The sequence below is a fragment of the Oecophyllibacter saccharovorans genome (genome assembly GCF_006542375.1).
Classification (GTDB): domain Bacteria; phylum Pseudomonadota; class Alphaproteobacteria; order Acetobacterales; family Acetobacteraceae; genus Oecophyllibacter; species Oecophyllibacter saccharovorans.
The window spans coordinates 1,150,205-1,165,020 of the sequence record NZ_CP038143.1; the positions used below are offsets into that span (position 1 = coordinate 1,150,205).

Annotated in this window: 12 protein-coding genes and 2 tRNA genes; 9 read left to right on the forward strand and 5 right to left on the reverse strand. The window is 61.8% G+C overall.

Features of this window, described 5'->3' with window-relative positions; translation table 11 throughout:
* Positions 1-41: 41 nt before the first annotated feature.
* The 3 genes from E3E11_RS04990 to E3E11_RS05000 are packed head-to-tail and all read right to left on the reverse strand — an operon-like array spanning position 42 to position 2,857.
* Entirely contained in the window at positions 42-1,187 is a 1,146-nt protein-coding gene (locus tag E3E11_RS04990) for a hypothetical protein (RefSeq protein ID WP_141451434.1), read from the reverse strand.
* A 58-nt stretch (positions 1,188-1,245) separates the two neighbouring features.
* Positions 1,246-2,118 carry a hypothetical protein gene (locus E3E11_RS04995; RefSeq protein ID WP_141451435.1) on the reverse strand — a complete coding sequence of 291 codons (873 nt, stop codon included), beginning with the start codon at positions 2,116-2,118 and terminating at the stop codon, positions 1,246-1,248.
* Between the two features lie 4 nt (positions 2,119-2,122).
* Complete coding sequence (locus tag E3E11_RS05000) at positions 2,123-2,857, reverse strand: hypothetical protein (protein WP_141451436.1); 735 nt, start codon at positions 2,855-2,857, stop codon at positions 2,123-2,125.
* A 372-nt stretch (positions 2,858-3,229) separates the two neighbouring features.
* On the opposite strand from E3E11_RS05000, the gene E3E11_RS05005 reads away from it, so the two are divergent.
* The 3 genes from E3E11_RS05005 (at position 3,230) to E3E11_RS05015 (ending at position 5,816) form a co-directional block, all read left to right on the forward strand.
* Positions 3,230-4,390, forward strand: coding sequence for an NAD-dependent formate dehydrogenase (locus E3E11_RS05005; protein ID WP_141451437.1), 1,161 nt, complete (start codon positions 3,230-3,232; stop codon positions 4,388-4,390).
* A gap of 62 nt (positions 4,391-4,452) precedes the next feature.
* Complete coding sequence (locus tag E3E11_RS05010; RefSeq protein ID WP_141451438.1) at positions 4,453-5,145, forward strand: DUF488 domain-containing protein; 693 nt, start codon at positions 4,453-4,455, stop codon at positions 5,143-5,145.
* Complete coding sequence (locus tag E3E11_RS05015; RefSeq protein ID WP_141451439.1) at positions 5,142-5,816, forward strand: uracil-DNA glycosylase family protein; 675 nt, start codon at positions 5,142-5,144, stop codon at positions 5,814-5,816. The genes E3E11_RS05010 and E3E11_RS05015 overlap by 4 nt, the downstream gene beginning before the upstream one ends.
* Before the next feature lie 43 nt (positions 5,817-5,859).
* Here E3E11_RS05015 and E3E11_RS05020 read toward each other — a convergent pair whose 3' ends face one another.
* Both E3E11_RS05020 and ppa read right to left on the reverse strand, forming a co-directional pair.
* Positions 5,860-7,986, reverse strand: a complete 2,127-nt coding sequence (locus tag E3E11_RS05020; protein WP_231118833.1) for a carbohydrate porin — start codon at positions 7,984-7,986, stop codon at positions 5,860-5,862.
* A 350-nt stretch (positions 7,987-8,336) separates the two neighbouring features.
* Positions 8,337-8,879 (reverse strand): inorganic diphosphatase, encoded by a 543-nt coding sequence (gene ppa / locus E3E11_RS05025; protein WP_141451440.1) that lies wholly within the window; start codon positions 8,877-8,879, stop codon positions 8,337-8,339.
* A 265-nt stretch (positions 8,880-9,144) separates the two neighbouring features.
* On the opposite strand from ppa, the gene E3E11_RS05030 reads away from it, so the two are divergent.
* The 6 genes from E3E11_RS05030 (at position 9,145) to E3E11_RS05055 (ending at position 14,757) form a co-directional block, all read left to right on the forward strand.
* Positions 9,145-9,218, forward strand: a tRNA-Ile gene (locus E3E11_RS05030).
* 219 nt (positions 9,219-9,437) lie between these two features.
* Positions 9,438-11,117, forward strand: coding sequence for an energy-dependent translational throttle protein EttA (gene ettA / locus E3E11_RS05035; protein ID WP_141451441.1), 1,680 nt, complete (start codon positions 9,438-9,440; stop codon positions 11,115-11,117).
* A 151-nt stretch (positions 11,118-11,268) separates the two neighbouring features.
* Entirely contained in the window at positions 11,269-11,745 is a 477-nt protein-coding gene (locus tag E3E11_RS05040) for a GNAT family N-acetyltransferase (RefSeq protein ID WP_407938690.1), read from the forward strand.
* A gap of 93 nt (positions 11,746-11,838) precedes the next feature.
* Positions 11,839-12,810, forward strand: a complete 972-nt coding sequence (argC, locus tag E3E11_RS05045) for an N-acetyl-gamma-glutamyl-phosphate reductase (protein WP_141451443.1) — start codon at positions 11,839-11,841, stop codon at positions 12,808-12,810.
* 131 nt (positions 12,811-12,941) lie between these two features.
* Positions 12,942-13,025: transfer RNA gene (locus E3E11_RS05050), tRNA-Leu, on the forward strand.
* A 406-nt stretch (positions 13,026-13,431) separates the two neighbouring features.
* Positions 13,432-14,757, forward strand: a complete 1,326-nt coding sequence (locus E3E11_RS05055; protein ID WP_231118834.1) for an alcohol dehydrogenase catalytic domain-containing protein — start codon at positions 13,432-13,434, stop codon at positions 14,755-14,757.
* Positions 14,758-14,816: the final 59 nt, after the last annotated feature.

Consider the following 14,816-nt stretch of genomic DNA (forward strand, 5'->3'; position numbering starts at 1 on the left):
CCAGCTTCACGCGGCGTTGGCAGGATCCTGCTGGCCTGCGCTCAGTCAGGCACCACGAAACTGACCACGGGCTGCGGCCCCTGGCCTGCGCGCGCGATACCCCGCCGGTTCACCACGCGGCGGCCCTTGTAGAAAACCTCCAGCCGGAACGGGATGGCTGCTTCTGCCGGCATCTCCTGCGGGTCGACCATGACCGTATAGAGGCCGGGTGGGGGATCGAGCTCCCAGAAGACCGTTTCCGACTTTCCGTCAGGGGTTTTCAGGCGTGTGTGCTCCTGAAACCCGGTTGTGGCGCCGGCGGGAGAAGCCGCTGGGGCCATTGCGTCCAGCCGCTGGCCCGAAGGGGTGAGCACATCAAGAGCGAGCGTGATTTCCTCGGTCTGGTCCGGCCAGCGTAACAGCAGCTGCAGCGCTTTCACGCGCCTGCCCATGGGCGCAGCACGCCGTGCAGCGTGCAGAGGCCAGGCGCGCACCAGCAGGGCACTACACAGCCCGGTCGCCAGCAGGATCACCAGGAACAGAATCAGCCAGAACAGGAAATGCGGCCAGCGACACAGGAGCATGTTCAGCCAGAAGCGCAGCAGGGGAGCAAGCCAGAGCACCAGGGCGGTCAGTCCCAGCACAGCGCCGATCAGAAGCCAGCGCAGCCAGGGGCCAAGCGGTCGGTGCGGGGCCAGGGTATAGACAGGCGGCAAGGGCGGTTTGCCGGAAGGGGGCTGGCCTGCAGAGGGTGGCGGACCCGGTGGGAGGGGCGCACCCAGGGCCGTGATGTCTTTAGGCTGAAGCCTTTCCTGAACCGGCCTGTTGCCCCAGGCCACCAGAACCGGACCATGCGGACCTGAAAGAAGGCAGGAGTCGTCAGGGATGGTCAGAGCCATGGGGATCAGCGCGGCAAGCTGCTGAGCGCTCTCTCCCATCCCAGCTGGGGGCGGGGCAGCCAGTGCCTGTTTCATTTCTTCCAGCTGGGCCAGCAGATCCTGGCGTGCGCGCGGTGCTCCCTCGCGCCCGTACCAGTCTGTCTGCCCATTGGCCCCGCTGACCGGCTCGGTGAGAAGATCCGCCCCGGCCGGGCCAAGCCGGGCCTCAAGATACGCCCTGAGCTCAGACCAGAGGAGATTGACCGGCTGCCCCTGGCTGGAGAGCGGGGTGAAATCATTTTCGCTGGTGGTGCGCAGCAGTTCGGTCATTGCGGATCCTCCTTCTCGGCTTCTTTCCGGCACTTTTATGCAGAGCTTTCAGATCAGGTCAGAACAGGGCGACAGGCCACAGGCTGCCCCAGCCCAGAAGAAGGACAGCGCGAAAGGCGAGACCGAAAAACAGCAAACCCGTCAGGACGCACAGCACAACAGAGAGCCAGAGTTCCACCCCGGCCGGAATGAAGAAGGGACGCAACCTGTGCTGGGGGGGCGCAGCGCCGGCTTCAGCAGGCCCGCTTTCAGCGCGCCGGGGTTGGTCTGCAGCAGACGAGCGGGGCTTGCGCCGGTTGTCCCCCTCAGCTGGGCTTTTCCCCGGCTCCAGGCCCAGAAAGGGGCCGAGCGGTGAGAGGGCGACCGGCAGCGCGGCGCTTGCGCGCGAAGAAGCTGCCTGCTCTGTGCGCCGCATGCCCCATGGGGCCAGCACGATGCCTTCGCCGATGATCCACAGGCTGTCCAGATCCGGCACCTGCAGCGCCAGGTCCATCAGCGCGGCGCATTCCGGCCCCTTGCTGCGCGCGGCACTGCGCAGGGCGGGCAGGCAGAGACGCAGGCGCTTTTCCACCAGCTGGCGTCTTTCTGCTGGCAGGCTGGAGAAGGGCAGGGGGTCGGGCCCCTGGGGACCGAACCAGTCGAGAGGCATCCTGTCGGGATCAGGGCTGCCGGCAGCGGGCTCGGAAGTGGCGGGCAGGGGACGGGCGAAGGCAAAGCCTTTCAGCCCGAGTTCCTGGACGATGTTCTGCAGCGCTTTCCAGGAGGCAGCGGCCGGACGCTGGTGAAGTTTCAGTCCGGTGACAGCGGGGTCAGGCTGCGTGCGGCAGATCAGCCGGTCCTGGCGGGCGGAACCCGCAGGGCGGTTTCCAGACCCATTGTTCCGCGGTCCGGTATTCTGTGGTCCGGAGAGGGGGGGCAGGTTGGGCGGCATGGCTTCAGCGTCCTTTCAGATGCGGGCCGCTGATGCGCTCGAACAGGCCTTCCACGGGGTCGTGGCCGCCCGGGAAGTGGATGGGAGAGCCATCTTCCTTGTTGACCGAGGGGCAGGAGGCATGTTGGGCGTCCAGCCGCGTGCAGCGGAACTGGGCTGGCAGGAAGTTCCGGTCGCCGACCTTGGCCGGGCAGAAGCCTGCGTCAATCACCAGGATATTGCCCTCGAAATGGGTCTTGAGCGGGCCCTGGCAGATGCCGCCGTTTTTCCAGATCAGCGTTTCCGTGCCTGTCTGCCCGCGCGTGTTGAAGCAGAGACGCCAGCTGCCGACCGCACTGGCCTCACCGGTATCGACGTCATGGGTCACCATATGGGTGCGCCTGTTCCAGCATCCGTCGAGGAAAGAGGTGTCATGCTGGCGCCATTTGTCCAGAGGCAGCGGTTCGGGTTTTGAGACCGGCTTGGGCGGTAGCGGCTTGGGCGGCGGGGGTTTAGGCGCAGGAGGTTTGGGCACCACCACGGGTTTCGGCTTGACCACTGGCTTGGGCGGGGCAGGAGGCACAGGAGGTTTGGGGGGCACTGCAGGCAGCGGTTTGGGCGGTGGCGGAAGCGGTGCCGGCCTGGGAGGCGGAGGTGCCGGGGGTTTGGGCGGCGGTGGCGGAAGAACGCAGACGCCGCGCCAGACGAAAGGCAGGGCGAAGAGCGCGCCCAGAAGCGTTCCCAGCAGTGCAGAGCGCAAGAGCGGCGGAGGCTGCCGAAAGAACGGTCTGTAACGCGGTGGGGAAGGCTGCAAGAGACGGTTTCCGGACTGGTTGAATTTGTGAGACCTGCAAGAGGTAGCGCTCCCACCTAGGGGAACTTTATGGCAGCTTCTGGCTGACGGGCCATTTTGAGGGGCCATGCCAATCTGCACAAGGGCTTCAGAACAGCGCGGCCTCTCGGGATTTCCCTGCCGGAGCATTGCTCATTGTCAGGGCAAAACCCATGTTGGAAAGTTGAAAACACGCCCTCGTGCCGGTCTGCCGGGGTCGCCTGCGCTGAAACCCCAAAAAGTGTCAGCTCGGCAGAAAGGGCAGAAAAACAAGACATCAAGCCAGGAAAGGAGCTCGTCATGGCCAAGGTATTGTGCGTTCTCTACCCCGACCCCCAGGCGGGTTACCCCCCGCCCTATGCCCGCGACAGCATTCCGGAAATCAAGGTTTATGCTGATGGCCAGACCGCGCCCACGCCCCAGGGGCCGCTGGGCTTCAAGCCGGGTGAGCTGGTGGGCTGCGTCTCCGGCAATCTGGGTCTGCGCGATTACATGGAGAAAAACGGCCATGAGTTCATCGTTACGAGTGACAAGGATTCGCCCGATTCAGTATTTGAGCAGCATCTGCCGACAGCCGATGTGATTATTTCCCAGCCTTTCTGGCCTGCTTACCTGACGCGTGAACGGCTGGAGAAGGCGCGCAACCTGAAGCTGGCCCTGACGGCCGGCATCGGTTCCGATCACGTGGATCTCAAGGCCGCGGCTGAAAAAGGTGTCACGGTTGCTGAGGTGACAGGCTCCAACTGCGACAGCGTGGCGGAGCATATCGTGATGTCGATCCTGGCGATCGTGCGCAATTTCCTGCCGTCCCACACGCTTTCGCAGGCGGGGGTCTGGAATATCGCCGATTGCGTCGAGCGCTCCTATGACATTCAGGGCATGTCCTTCGGCACCATCGGCGCGGGACGGATCGGGCTGGGCGTGCTGGAACGTCTCAAGCCTTTCCGCATGCCGCTCAACTATACCCAGCGCCACCGCCTGCCTGCAGAGGTGGAAGAAAGGCTGGGCCTGACCTTCCACCCGACCATCGAATCGCTCGTAAGCTCGGTTGATATCGTCAACCTGTCGATCCCGCTCTATCCATCGACCGAAAACCTGATTGACGCGCAGATGCTGGCGAAGATGAAACGCGGCACCTATATCGTCAATTGCGCCCGCGCCCGGCTGGTGGACCAGCAGGCGATCATCGAGGCCATTGATGCAGGTCATATCGCCGGTTATGCGGGCGATGTGTGGTTCCCTGAGCCCGCGCCCCTGGCCCATCCCTGGCGCAACATGCGCTTCAACGGTATGACCCCCCACATTTCAGGCACGTCGCTTTCCGCCCAGGCGCGTTATGCGGCAGGCACGCTGGAAATCCTGGAAGATTTCTTCTCGGGCCGTCCCATCCGCGAGGAATATCTGATCGTGCATGGCCACGGCCTGGCCGGCACAGGGGCGAAGTCCTACACGCTCAAATGAGAGACTGGTGAAAAACCCTGGCAGGCGCGCTGCTTCGGAAGTGGCGCCTGGGAGAAGACGGCATGTCTGAAACATCTGAAACGCCGTTTTTCACGGTCGGTCATTCGAACCAGAGCATCGAGGCCTTTACAGAGCTGCTCCAGCAGCCGGAGGTCAGGTGCACATTGCTGGTCGATATCCGCAAAATGCCCATGTCGCGCGCCAATCCCCAGTTCAACGGCGAGGCCCTGAAGGCCTCCCTGGCCGCTTGCGGGATCTCATACACGCGCATTGCAGCTCTGGGCGGCCTGCGCGCCAAGGTCCAGGGGGTGCCGCCTGCCATCAATGATTACTGGACCAACAAAAGCTTTCACCGTTACGCCGATTATGCCCTGACCGACCAGTTCCACAGCGGGCTTGAGAGCCTGCTGCGTGAGGGTGGGGGCAGGCGGGCCGCCATCATGTGCGCTGAAGTGCTCTGGTGGCGCTGTCATCGTCGCTTGGTGTCTGACTACCTGATCGCGGCAGGGCAGAAGGTGTTTCATGTTCTGGGCATGGGGCAGGTGACGCCGGCCCAGCTGACGCCGGGCGCAGTCATCACGCCTGACCAGCGGGTGCAATACCCCGAACCAGGCCAGGCACCTGTTGATGAAGCCGTCCTGGGGGAGATCGTGCGTGAGGCGTCGCTGCTGCTGGCGCGCAAGCAGGCCCCGGGCCCGCGCGCAGGAAACCCGCACGCAGGAAAAGAGTACAGCGGAACGGGGGAAGAGCCGTGACGACACCCACCGTATCGAGAGGACGGGAAGGGCACGAAACATTCGAAAGCGTGGTCGCCCGCCTGCGGCAGTGTCGCTTGTGCCGCGACAATCCGCGCAAGGGCAGCCAGCCCCTGCCCCATGAGCCGCGGCCCATCATCCATGCCTCTCCTACAGCGCGCATCTGCATTGTCGGCCAGGCGCCGGGCATCCGGGCCCATGACACGCAGCGCTCGTTCAACGATCCTTCCGGCGTGCGCCTGCGCAGCTGGCTGGGCATGGATGATGCGACATTCTATGACCGCCGGAAGGTGGCACTGATCCCGATGGGCTTCTGCTTTCCGGGCTATGACGCCAACAAGAGCGACCTGCCGCCGCGCCGCGAATGTGCAGAGACCTGGCGGGATCAGCTTTTCGCGCAGATGCCCGATATCCGCCTTATGGTCATTTTGGGCACTTATGCGCAACGCTGGCATCTGGGGCCGAAAGTGGCGCGCGAAGGGGTCAACAATGTTGTCAGCCGCTGGCATGATTTCTACGAGGCTGAGGGGGGCCTGAAGCGCTTCGTGCTGCCCCATCCCTCCTGGCGCAACAATGCCTGGCTCAAGCGCAATCCCTGGTTTGAGGCGGATGTGCTCCCCGTTCTCAAGCGCGATGTGCGCGAAACGCTGTCCGGCTTCCCGCAGGACTGAAGTTGAAGTTGTTGGAGGGGTGGGCTGAAATGCCTGCCGGGTTTCAGAAAAGCTGGATATGTGACTTGAAGCCCAGCATCGCCGCATCCTTGAGGCGGCGCTGCATGCCGGGGTGGAAGTAATACTGGAAGTCCGGCGCGAAGGTGACGCCCCGCGTGACGTGAATGCGGTACATCGCCTCAAGCGTGCTGCCCCAGCGTTGGATGCCGTAAGAGCCCCACATCAGCGGCCCGCTGGCGGTATCGCCGACATTGTTCCAGAACGGCGTGCCGTTGGGCGGCGACATGCCGTGCGCCATCTGAAAGGCCTGCGCGCGCCGCGTATATCTGTCAGACCCGGTATAGGAGAACGCGACCCCTACCGTATCGAGAGGACGGGAAGGCCAGAAACCGGTATCCACCAGGCCGACTTCATAAAGCTTGCCGCGCATGGAGGTGCTGGGATTGTTCCAGTAGGCACCGGCGAAGGCGATCAGGCCGCCTTCCATCGTGTCACGGGTATGGTGGCGCAGGATCATCTGGTCTGCCAGCGCCCAGATGCCCCAGCCGAAATGGCGCAGCCTGCCGGTACCGGGTACCAGAAAGCCGTCAGGCGTATACATGTTGGCTTTGGCATTGTTGCGCGCATCCGGCGGGTTGTAGACGCCCAGGAAATGCCGCGAAGTGTCGGGCGCTGCGCCAACCTTGTAATGGCCCTGCAGGCGGTCAGCACCGAATTGCGGCTCCCACCCGACTTCCACGGGGATCTGGACGCCGCTGATCTCAGCGCCGTTGAACTTGAAGCCCGTCCGGTTCTCATGCGTCGTGTAGATCCCCCGGTCAGGGAAATAGGCACCGACCTGGATGTAGATATTGTTGGTTGGCCGGCCACGCACGCGTATGCCCCAATCCGTTCCGGGATAGGAGGAGCGGGTATAGGAATCGGTAGAGGTCTTGGGATTGCCGCAGAAGGCATTGTTCATGAAGTTGCAGTAGATCGGGCTGTTGGAATAATCCCACAGCATCGACATGCGCCCTGCTGCGATATTGAGCCGACCGTTGAACAGCGTCTCTTCGCCGTAGAAGAACACGAGATGGAAGAAGACGTTGCCGCCGCCGCCATAGATCTCGGAGCTTGGGTTGATGTTGTCGCCGAACATGCGGCTGGCGGGAATGCCGTAACGCCCGACGCCGATGATATGCGTCTCAAAGCCCTTGAGCCCGGCCAGTTTTTCCCAGTCGATATCATTTTCAAGACTGTATTGTCCGGCATTGCTCGCGCCCTGCTTCAGGCCCAGCCCTTTGCGGGGTGAGGTGATGGCGCCGGCGAATTCATTGGTGTTGTCCAGCATGATCGCCACGCCGCGGTCACGCAGCCATTTGTTCCAGTGCATGTTGGGGAAGATGGCTTCCGGATTGGGCAGGGGCGGGGCGCCGCTGATCAGGTTCTGCTGGTCAAGGGGCAGGTTGACGCGCTGGCTGAGCGCCATGCCGTTTTCATCAAAAATGCCGTACTGGACCGGGTCGTAAACCTTCCAGTGCTTATAGGGCAGCGTAATGTGGCTGATCATGTTGGGCGCCGCACTCTCGGCCAGCGCGCCCGGCCTGCGGGGCAGCAGGGGATCGGAGCTGTAGGAGGCGGCGCGGAGGGTGGCTGGCAGCTTTCTGGCAAAGGACCTGGCTGCTGCGAGAGCGGCAGGGGAAGACTCGTTGGGCTGCAGCAGCGGCAGTGAAGAGGGGGGCGTGGGATGTGAATAAGAAGTTGCGATGAAATTGATCGCGCCGAGATCAGGCGTCTCTTCTGCGCCCTGGCCGGCACCGGGCTGGCGCAGCAGAGAGGAATCCGGCAGGCGCGCCGGTGCCTGTGAAGAGGTCGACTGTTTTGGAAACAGCATCCAGAGCCTGTTTTCCGGCAGGTCTGTGGTGACAAGCGGCCGGAAAACCTGCGGCACCATCGGGGCTACAAAAGCATGCGTGCCTGAAACCCGGTCGAGCTGGGCAGTTGTGGGCAGAGGCGGGCGGCCTGCACCTGCACTACCTGCACTATAGGCTTGGGAGATCAGTGAGGTCTGAAAACTGAGACCCGCCGCAAGGCGGAGCAGGTTCAGAAGGACCAGGACCACCAGCAGGGAGAAGGACAGGAGAATCCGCAACGCAGTCCGGGCGAGAAAACGCGGCGCTGAGGCTGGCACGGATCTCTCCTTTCTGCTTGGGGGGTACCGTTTGTCTTGTCCCTGGGGACCGGCAGAACCGAGGCACGCTGTCCTGGGACAGCAAAAGAGGGGTCTCAGGCCGCAACATAACTGCTTTTGCAGGTGAGAACAGGGGAAAAACCCTGTAGGCGCCCTGTCTCACATAATCGTCACTTTCAGGCCACAGATGCGTGGACGCGCCGATAAAGCCGTGAAAGAGGTGTTGGAAATCAGTCCAGGGAAATCACCCTGGGGAAATACCCCCGGAGAAAACAGCCCCTGAACCGCGGGAAGCGGTCAGGGGCTGTGAGCGGCAGGACTGCCTGGCGTTGCGATAGGCTGCCCGGCCGTTACTTGCCGGCCGATTTTTCTTTAGCAGCTGCGGCAATGCCTTCCTGAATGGTCTTTTCGGCTGCCGCCTTGTCGGCCCACCCCGAAACTTTGACCCACTTGCCGGGTTCCAGGTCCTTGTAACGCTCGAAGAAATGGCCGATCGCCTGGCGCGTGATCTCCGGTAGGCCATCAACGGATTTCACGTCATGATACAGGGGATGGACCTTGTCGTGGGGCACGCAGATGATCTTTTCATCCTGACCGCTTTCATCTTCCATTTTCAGCATGCCGATGGGCCGCGCCCGGATCACGCAGCCCGGCACGACCGCATCAGGGGTCAGGACGAGCGCATCCACCGGGTCGCCGTCGGCAGCCAGCGTGTTGGGGATGAAGCCGTAAGCCGCCGGATAGGCCATCGGGGTGAACAGGAAGCGATCGACAAAGAGCGCGCCACTGTCCTTGTCCACCTCATATTTGACCTGTGAGCCCTGGGGAATTTCAATAACGACATTGACGTCTTCCGGCACGTTCTTGCCGGGGGAAATCTTGGAGAGATCCATGATGTGCTGCACCTGTTCATAAACGTAGAAAAAAAGGACACCTTCGTCCGGACCTGAGACCGGACGGCATTCCGTCGGCCCGCCTGTGCCTGCCAGGGCAGTGGGCGCTGGCAAGCTACAGACCGACCATGGGTTCTAGTTTCTACCCTCATCTTTCCACCGGATGCCAGTATCAGCCTCTTTGCGGGCGCCCCGGCGGAGGCCGGCACTGCAAAAACAGGCTTGAAAAATCTTCCTATATTGCGCAATTTCCTGCCACGCCTGTGCGCCCGTAGCTCAACTGGTTAGAGCTGGCCGCTCATAACGGCTTGGTTGCGGGTTCAAGTCCTGCCGGGCGCAGGGCGTGCTGCAGGAGGCATTCGGGACCCGCGTACCCCAGCTGCAGCCGGCAGTCGGCCAAAACAGGCTGCAGTTCCGTTTGACGGTCCCGTGTCTGCTGCCAGTGGCTTCTGCCAGCGCTGCCTTTCTCCGGGCTGAAAGCGTTATCCCGACGGTTCCGCATCCGCCGCCACATCATTCACGCTTTTTTTACGGGCGTGACTTTCAAGGAGATCCCTCATGGCCGCTTACCAGTATGTTTATGTCATGAAGGACCTGACCAAGGCCTATCAGGGCGGGCGCGAAGTCTTCAAAGGCATTACGCTGTCTTTCGTGCCAGGGGCCAAGATCGGCGTTCTGGGCGTGAACGGCGCGGGCAAGTCCACCCTGCTCAAGATCATGGCCGGGGTTGAAAAGGAATATGGCGGCGAAGCCTGGGCGGCTGAAGGCGTGCGCGTCGGCTACCTGGAGCAGGAGCCGCAGCTCGACCCAAATCTGACGGTCGGTGAGAATGCCGCGCAGGGTTTCGGTGACCTCAAGAAGGCGGTTGACCGCTTCAATGAGATCTCGATGAAATTCGCCGAGCCGATGAGCGATGACGAGATGAACGCCCTGCTGGCCGAGCAGGCGGAACTGCAGGAAAAGATCGATGCGGGTGACGGCTGGGAGCTCGATCGCAAGCTTGAAATCGCTCTGGACGCCCTGCGCTGCCCTCCTGCTGACAGCCCGGTCACCCATCTTTCGGGTGGCGAAAAACGCCGTGTCGCGCTGTGCCGCCTGCTGCTCGAAAAGCCGGACCTGCTGCTGCTTGATGAGCCCACCAACCATCTCGATGCTGAAAGCGTCGCCTGGCTGGAGAAAACCCTGCGCGATTATCAGGGCACAGTCATGGTCATCACCCATGACCGCTACTTCCTCGACAATGTGACCAACTGGATTCTCGAGATCGAGCGCGGGCGCGGCTATCCGTTTGAAGGCAATTATTCCTCCTGGCTGTCGCAGAAGCGCAAGCGCCTGGAGCAGGAGGAGAAAGAGGAGAGCTCCCGCCAGCGTGCCCTGGCGGCAGAGCAGGAGTGGATTGCAAGCTCGCCCAAGGCCCGCCAGGCCAAGAGCAAGGCGCGTATCACCCGTTATGAGGAAATGCTGGCTGCCGGGCAGGAGAATGCCGGCGGCACGGCCGAGATCGTCATCACGCCGGGCCCCCGCCTGGGCGGCACGGTGATCGAGGCGGAGAATCTCAGCAAGGGCTTCGGGGACCGCGAGCTGATCGACGGGCTGAATTTCAAGCTGCCCCCTGGCGGCATTGTCGGGGTGATCGGCGCCAATGGCGCAGGCAAATCCACCCTGTTCAAGATGATCACCGGCCTTGAGAAGCCTGATGAGGGCGAGCTGCGGGTCGGAGATACGGTCAAGCTCGGTTATGTGGACCAGTCGCGTCACACCCTTGATGACAACAAGACGGTCTGGGAAGAGATCTCGGGCGGCACGGACGTGATCCATCTCGGCAAGCGCACCGTTCCTTCACGTGCCTATGTCGGCGCCTTCAACTTCAAGGGATCCGACCAGCAGAAGCGCGTCGGCGTGCTGTCGGGCGGTGAGCGCAACCGCGTGCACCTGGCCAAGATGCTCAAGGAGGACAACAACGTCATCCTGCTCGATGAGCCGACCAACGACCTGGACGTCGACACTCTGCGCGCCCTTGAAGATGCCCTGGCCAACTTCGCCGGCTGTGCCGTGGTCATCACCCATGACCGCTGGTTCCTCAACCGTCTGGCCACCCATATCCTGGCTTTTGAGGGCGACAGCCACGTGGAATGGTTTGAAGGCAATTTCGAGGATTACGAAGAAGACAAGCGCCGGCGCCTCGGTCCGGATGCAACTGAGCCGAGCCGGATCCGCTACCGCCCCATCGCGCGCTGAGTTCCCCGAGCCTAAGGGCAGACGCTGAACGCGGGTTCTGAACTGTCAGTGCCCGGAAGGGGCTGGGTCTCAACAGCGGAAGGGAGACGGGGTGCGGCGGCTTGAACTGCACACGGCGCGTTTGGTTCTGGGCCCTGTCGGATGGCAGGATATGGAAGACATGGCCCGGCTCAAGGCGCATGCCGGCGCATTCGGCCGCATGTTGGGCGGGGTGCGCAGCCGTATGGAAGCGGAGCGGGAAATGGCCCAGGACGTGGCCTTCTGGGGTGCGCGGGGCTTCGGCATCTTCACCATCCGCGAAAAGGGTGTTTTCCTGGGAATGACCGGTGTCCACGATCGGCCTGACGGGCGGGGACTGGCCTTGCGCATCGCTCTTTTCCCCACCGCCTCGGGCCGGGGTGTGGCGCGTGAGGCAGCGGGGCGTGCCCTTGCCTTCGTGCTGGAGAACGGCGCTGATCGCGTGATCGGCATCGCGCGGGAGGATAACCTGCCTTCACGGATCGTGCTGGGCAGCATCGGCATGGCCCATGTGGAGACCTTCATGCGCAATGCCACACGCATGTTTCTCTATGAACGCCGCCGCCATCCGCATGTTCTGCCCCTTTCCGGCCCCGGGGACAGAGCCTGAGCGGCGGCGCTGTGCACAGGACTGGTTTTCACCTGGGTTTCATGGTTCGATCACGTCACATTAATGAACCATCCCGACAGGAGAATCTGTTTCATGGGGTCCCGCATTCTTCCCCGCAAGACGCGTGTTTTCATTGACGGTGAAGCGGGCACGACCGGGCTTGGCATCAGGCAGCGTCTTGAAGCCCTGCCAGCCTCCTGCGCTATCGAGTGCCTGAAAATTCACCCAGGATTGCGCAAGGACCCCGAAGCCCGCTTTGCCATGATGGAGCAGGCCGACATCACCGTTCTGTGCCTGCCTGACGATGCGGCGCGCGAAGCTGTGGCACTGGGGGAGGGATCAGGCACGCGCTTTCTCGATGCGAGCACGGCGCACCGGGTGAGCAAGGGCTGGGTTTACGGGCTGCCGGAACTTGAGAGCGGGCAGGCAGGCCGGATCCGCCACGCCAGGCATGTCAGCAATCCCGGCTGTTATGCGACAGGGGCCATCGCTCTGCTGCGCCCACTGGTGCAGGCCGGTGTGCTGCCGGCTGAGGCTGCGGTGTCCATCAACGCCGTTTCCGGCTATAGCGGCGGCGGCAAAAAAATGATCGAAGCCCACGCACGCGATGGCGGGCCCGCTTTCAAGCTCTACGGGCTGGACCTGCAGCACAAGCACCTGCCGGAAATCACGCAGTACAGCGGCCTGGCCCACCAGCCTCTGTTCGTGCCCTCAGTGGGGCATTTCCCCCAGGGCATGATCGTCTCCATCCCCCTGCACCTCGTGCATCTGCCAGGCTGCCCCTCGGTATCCGATCTCCGCCGGATCCTGCAGGAAGCTTATCCTGACGAAACGCCTGACGGAGCGGAAAGTGTGGTGCGGGTGATCCATGCTGAGGAAACAGGGACAGAGCTGCTTGCTGACAGCCTGGCCGGCGATGACCGCATGGAGCTGCGGGTGCACGGTCGTGGCGGGCAGGCTGTGCTGACGGCGCGGCTCGACAATCTCGGCAAGGGGGCGTCGGGGGCAGCTGTGCGCAACCTGCTGCTGATGAGCGGTCAGACCCTGCCGCCGCTGACTGGCTGAGGGGCTCAGCTTGTCAACCCTGCTGGGCGTTGTTATGGTCGCGCCCTTCAGATTCCTCCCTGTACAGAGCCGCCCGCCTTGCGGGAAAGGGCAGAAACAGGAGGTGGTGCCAGGGGCCTGCCCCTGCACAGGCGAGAGTGGCGGAACGGTAGACGCAGTCGACTCAAAATCGACCGCCGCAAGGCATAGGGGTTCGAGTCCCCTCTCTCGCACCAGCTTCAGACAATTCGGTTAAGTTGATGCTCTGCCTGGTCGGTGGACGGGCAGTTGCAGCTTGCCTGCTTTGCCTGTTGTCCTGCGGGTGCAGTCTGTCTCAGCTTGTCAGCTCTTAAGGAATGCCCGAACAAGCAGTCCGACCAGTAATCAACCATTATAATACATGTATAAAATAAGTAAATTAGTACTAAGCATGATAAATTCATGGGTTAAAATACTTTAATATTAAACCCCGTTGCCGAATCACGAATCACCGTTGTAGATTAGTGGTTGAAGTCATTTCGTATTATTGGCCAAAATAAAAAATGGCCAAAATAAAAATACTCATTTCAGAGATATTTTTAAACGGAGTATGAAATGTCAGCTACCGGGAATCGCTTGGTTACTTTCCACAGCCCGCTAAAGATGCAGGTTGATACTTACAAATACCCTGAACTTACGATGCCCAACGGCAAGAAGGCGCCGCATGCCGTCATCGTAAAGATCATTACCACCAACATCTGCGGCAGTGACCTGCACATCTATCGCGGCTCTTTCGCCGTGCCGCCGGGAATGACCATGGGTCACGAGATGACGGGTGAGGTAATCGAGGTCGGATCAGACGTCGAGTTCATCAAGAAGGGCGATCTCGTTTCAGTGCCTTTCAATGTGGCTTGCGGGCGCTGCAACAACTGCCGTCACATGCGCACCGATGTCTGTGAAAACGTCAATGGCGACCAGACCTTTGTCATTGATAAAGCCACCCAGCACGTCGATTGCGGCGCTTACGGCTTCAATCTCGGCCCGGATGTGAAATCCCTGGACACGGCCAGCGGCTGGGCCGGCGGCCAGGGTGACTATCTGATGGTCCCCTATGCCGACTTCAACCTGCTGAAGTTCCCCGACAAATCTGCGGCCATGGCCAAGATTCGTGATCTGACGCTCCTGTCCGACATCCTGCCGACTGCCTTCCACGGCTTTGCTTCGCCGGATTGGCCTGCCGCACCTTCCTTCGGCGTGGGCCAGAGCGTTCTGATCTTCGGTGCCGGCCCTGTCGGGCGCTGTGGCGCTGCTGTTGCCAAGCTGCTTGGCTATGGCGCCATCATCGTGGCCGATTACCTGCAGGAGAGGCTGGACCTTCTCAAGCCGCATGGCGTTGAGACCATCAACCTTTCTGATGGCATGCCGATCGAGGACCACCTTGAGCGCATTACCGGCAGCCGCACGGTTGACCGCGTGATTGATTACGTCGGCGTCGATTGCCGTGGCTTCGGGCCCGAGGCCAATGTGCCGGTGGAAAACTCGGTCACTTCTGCCCTGCTCAAATATGTCCGCTTCGGCGGCATGACCAGCACTGTTGGCGTCTATTGCGCCAATCCGCTCGCCAGCAAGGCTGATTACAAGTCCGGCTCGATGGAAACGGAATGGGCGCAGGCCTGGATCAAGTCGCCGCGGATGTCTGCAGGCCAGTCGCCGACGATGAACTACAATTACGGGCTTATGCAGGCCATCCTGTATGACCGCATGCCGTACCTGACGCCGATGCTGAACACGACCATCATCACCCTTGATGAGGTGCCTGAGGCTTACCAGCTGTTTGCTGAAGGATCGCCTTACAAATACGTGATCGATCCGCATGGCTCCGTTTCGGGTCAGGTGCCCAAAGGCCTGAATCCGGACAAGCTTTCCGCTGAACGCCTGGCTCCCCTCAAAGGGGATCCGCTGGCGCTGGGTCTGCCCGGCAACCGCTGAAAAACGGAAACGCTTTTTGCAAAAAGGGGGTCTTTCTCTTCGGAGGGAGGCCCTCTTTC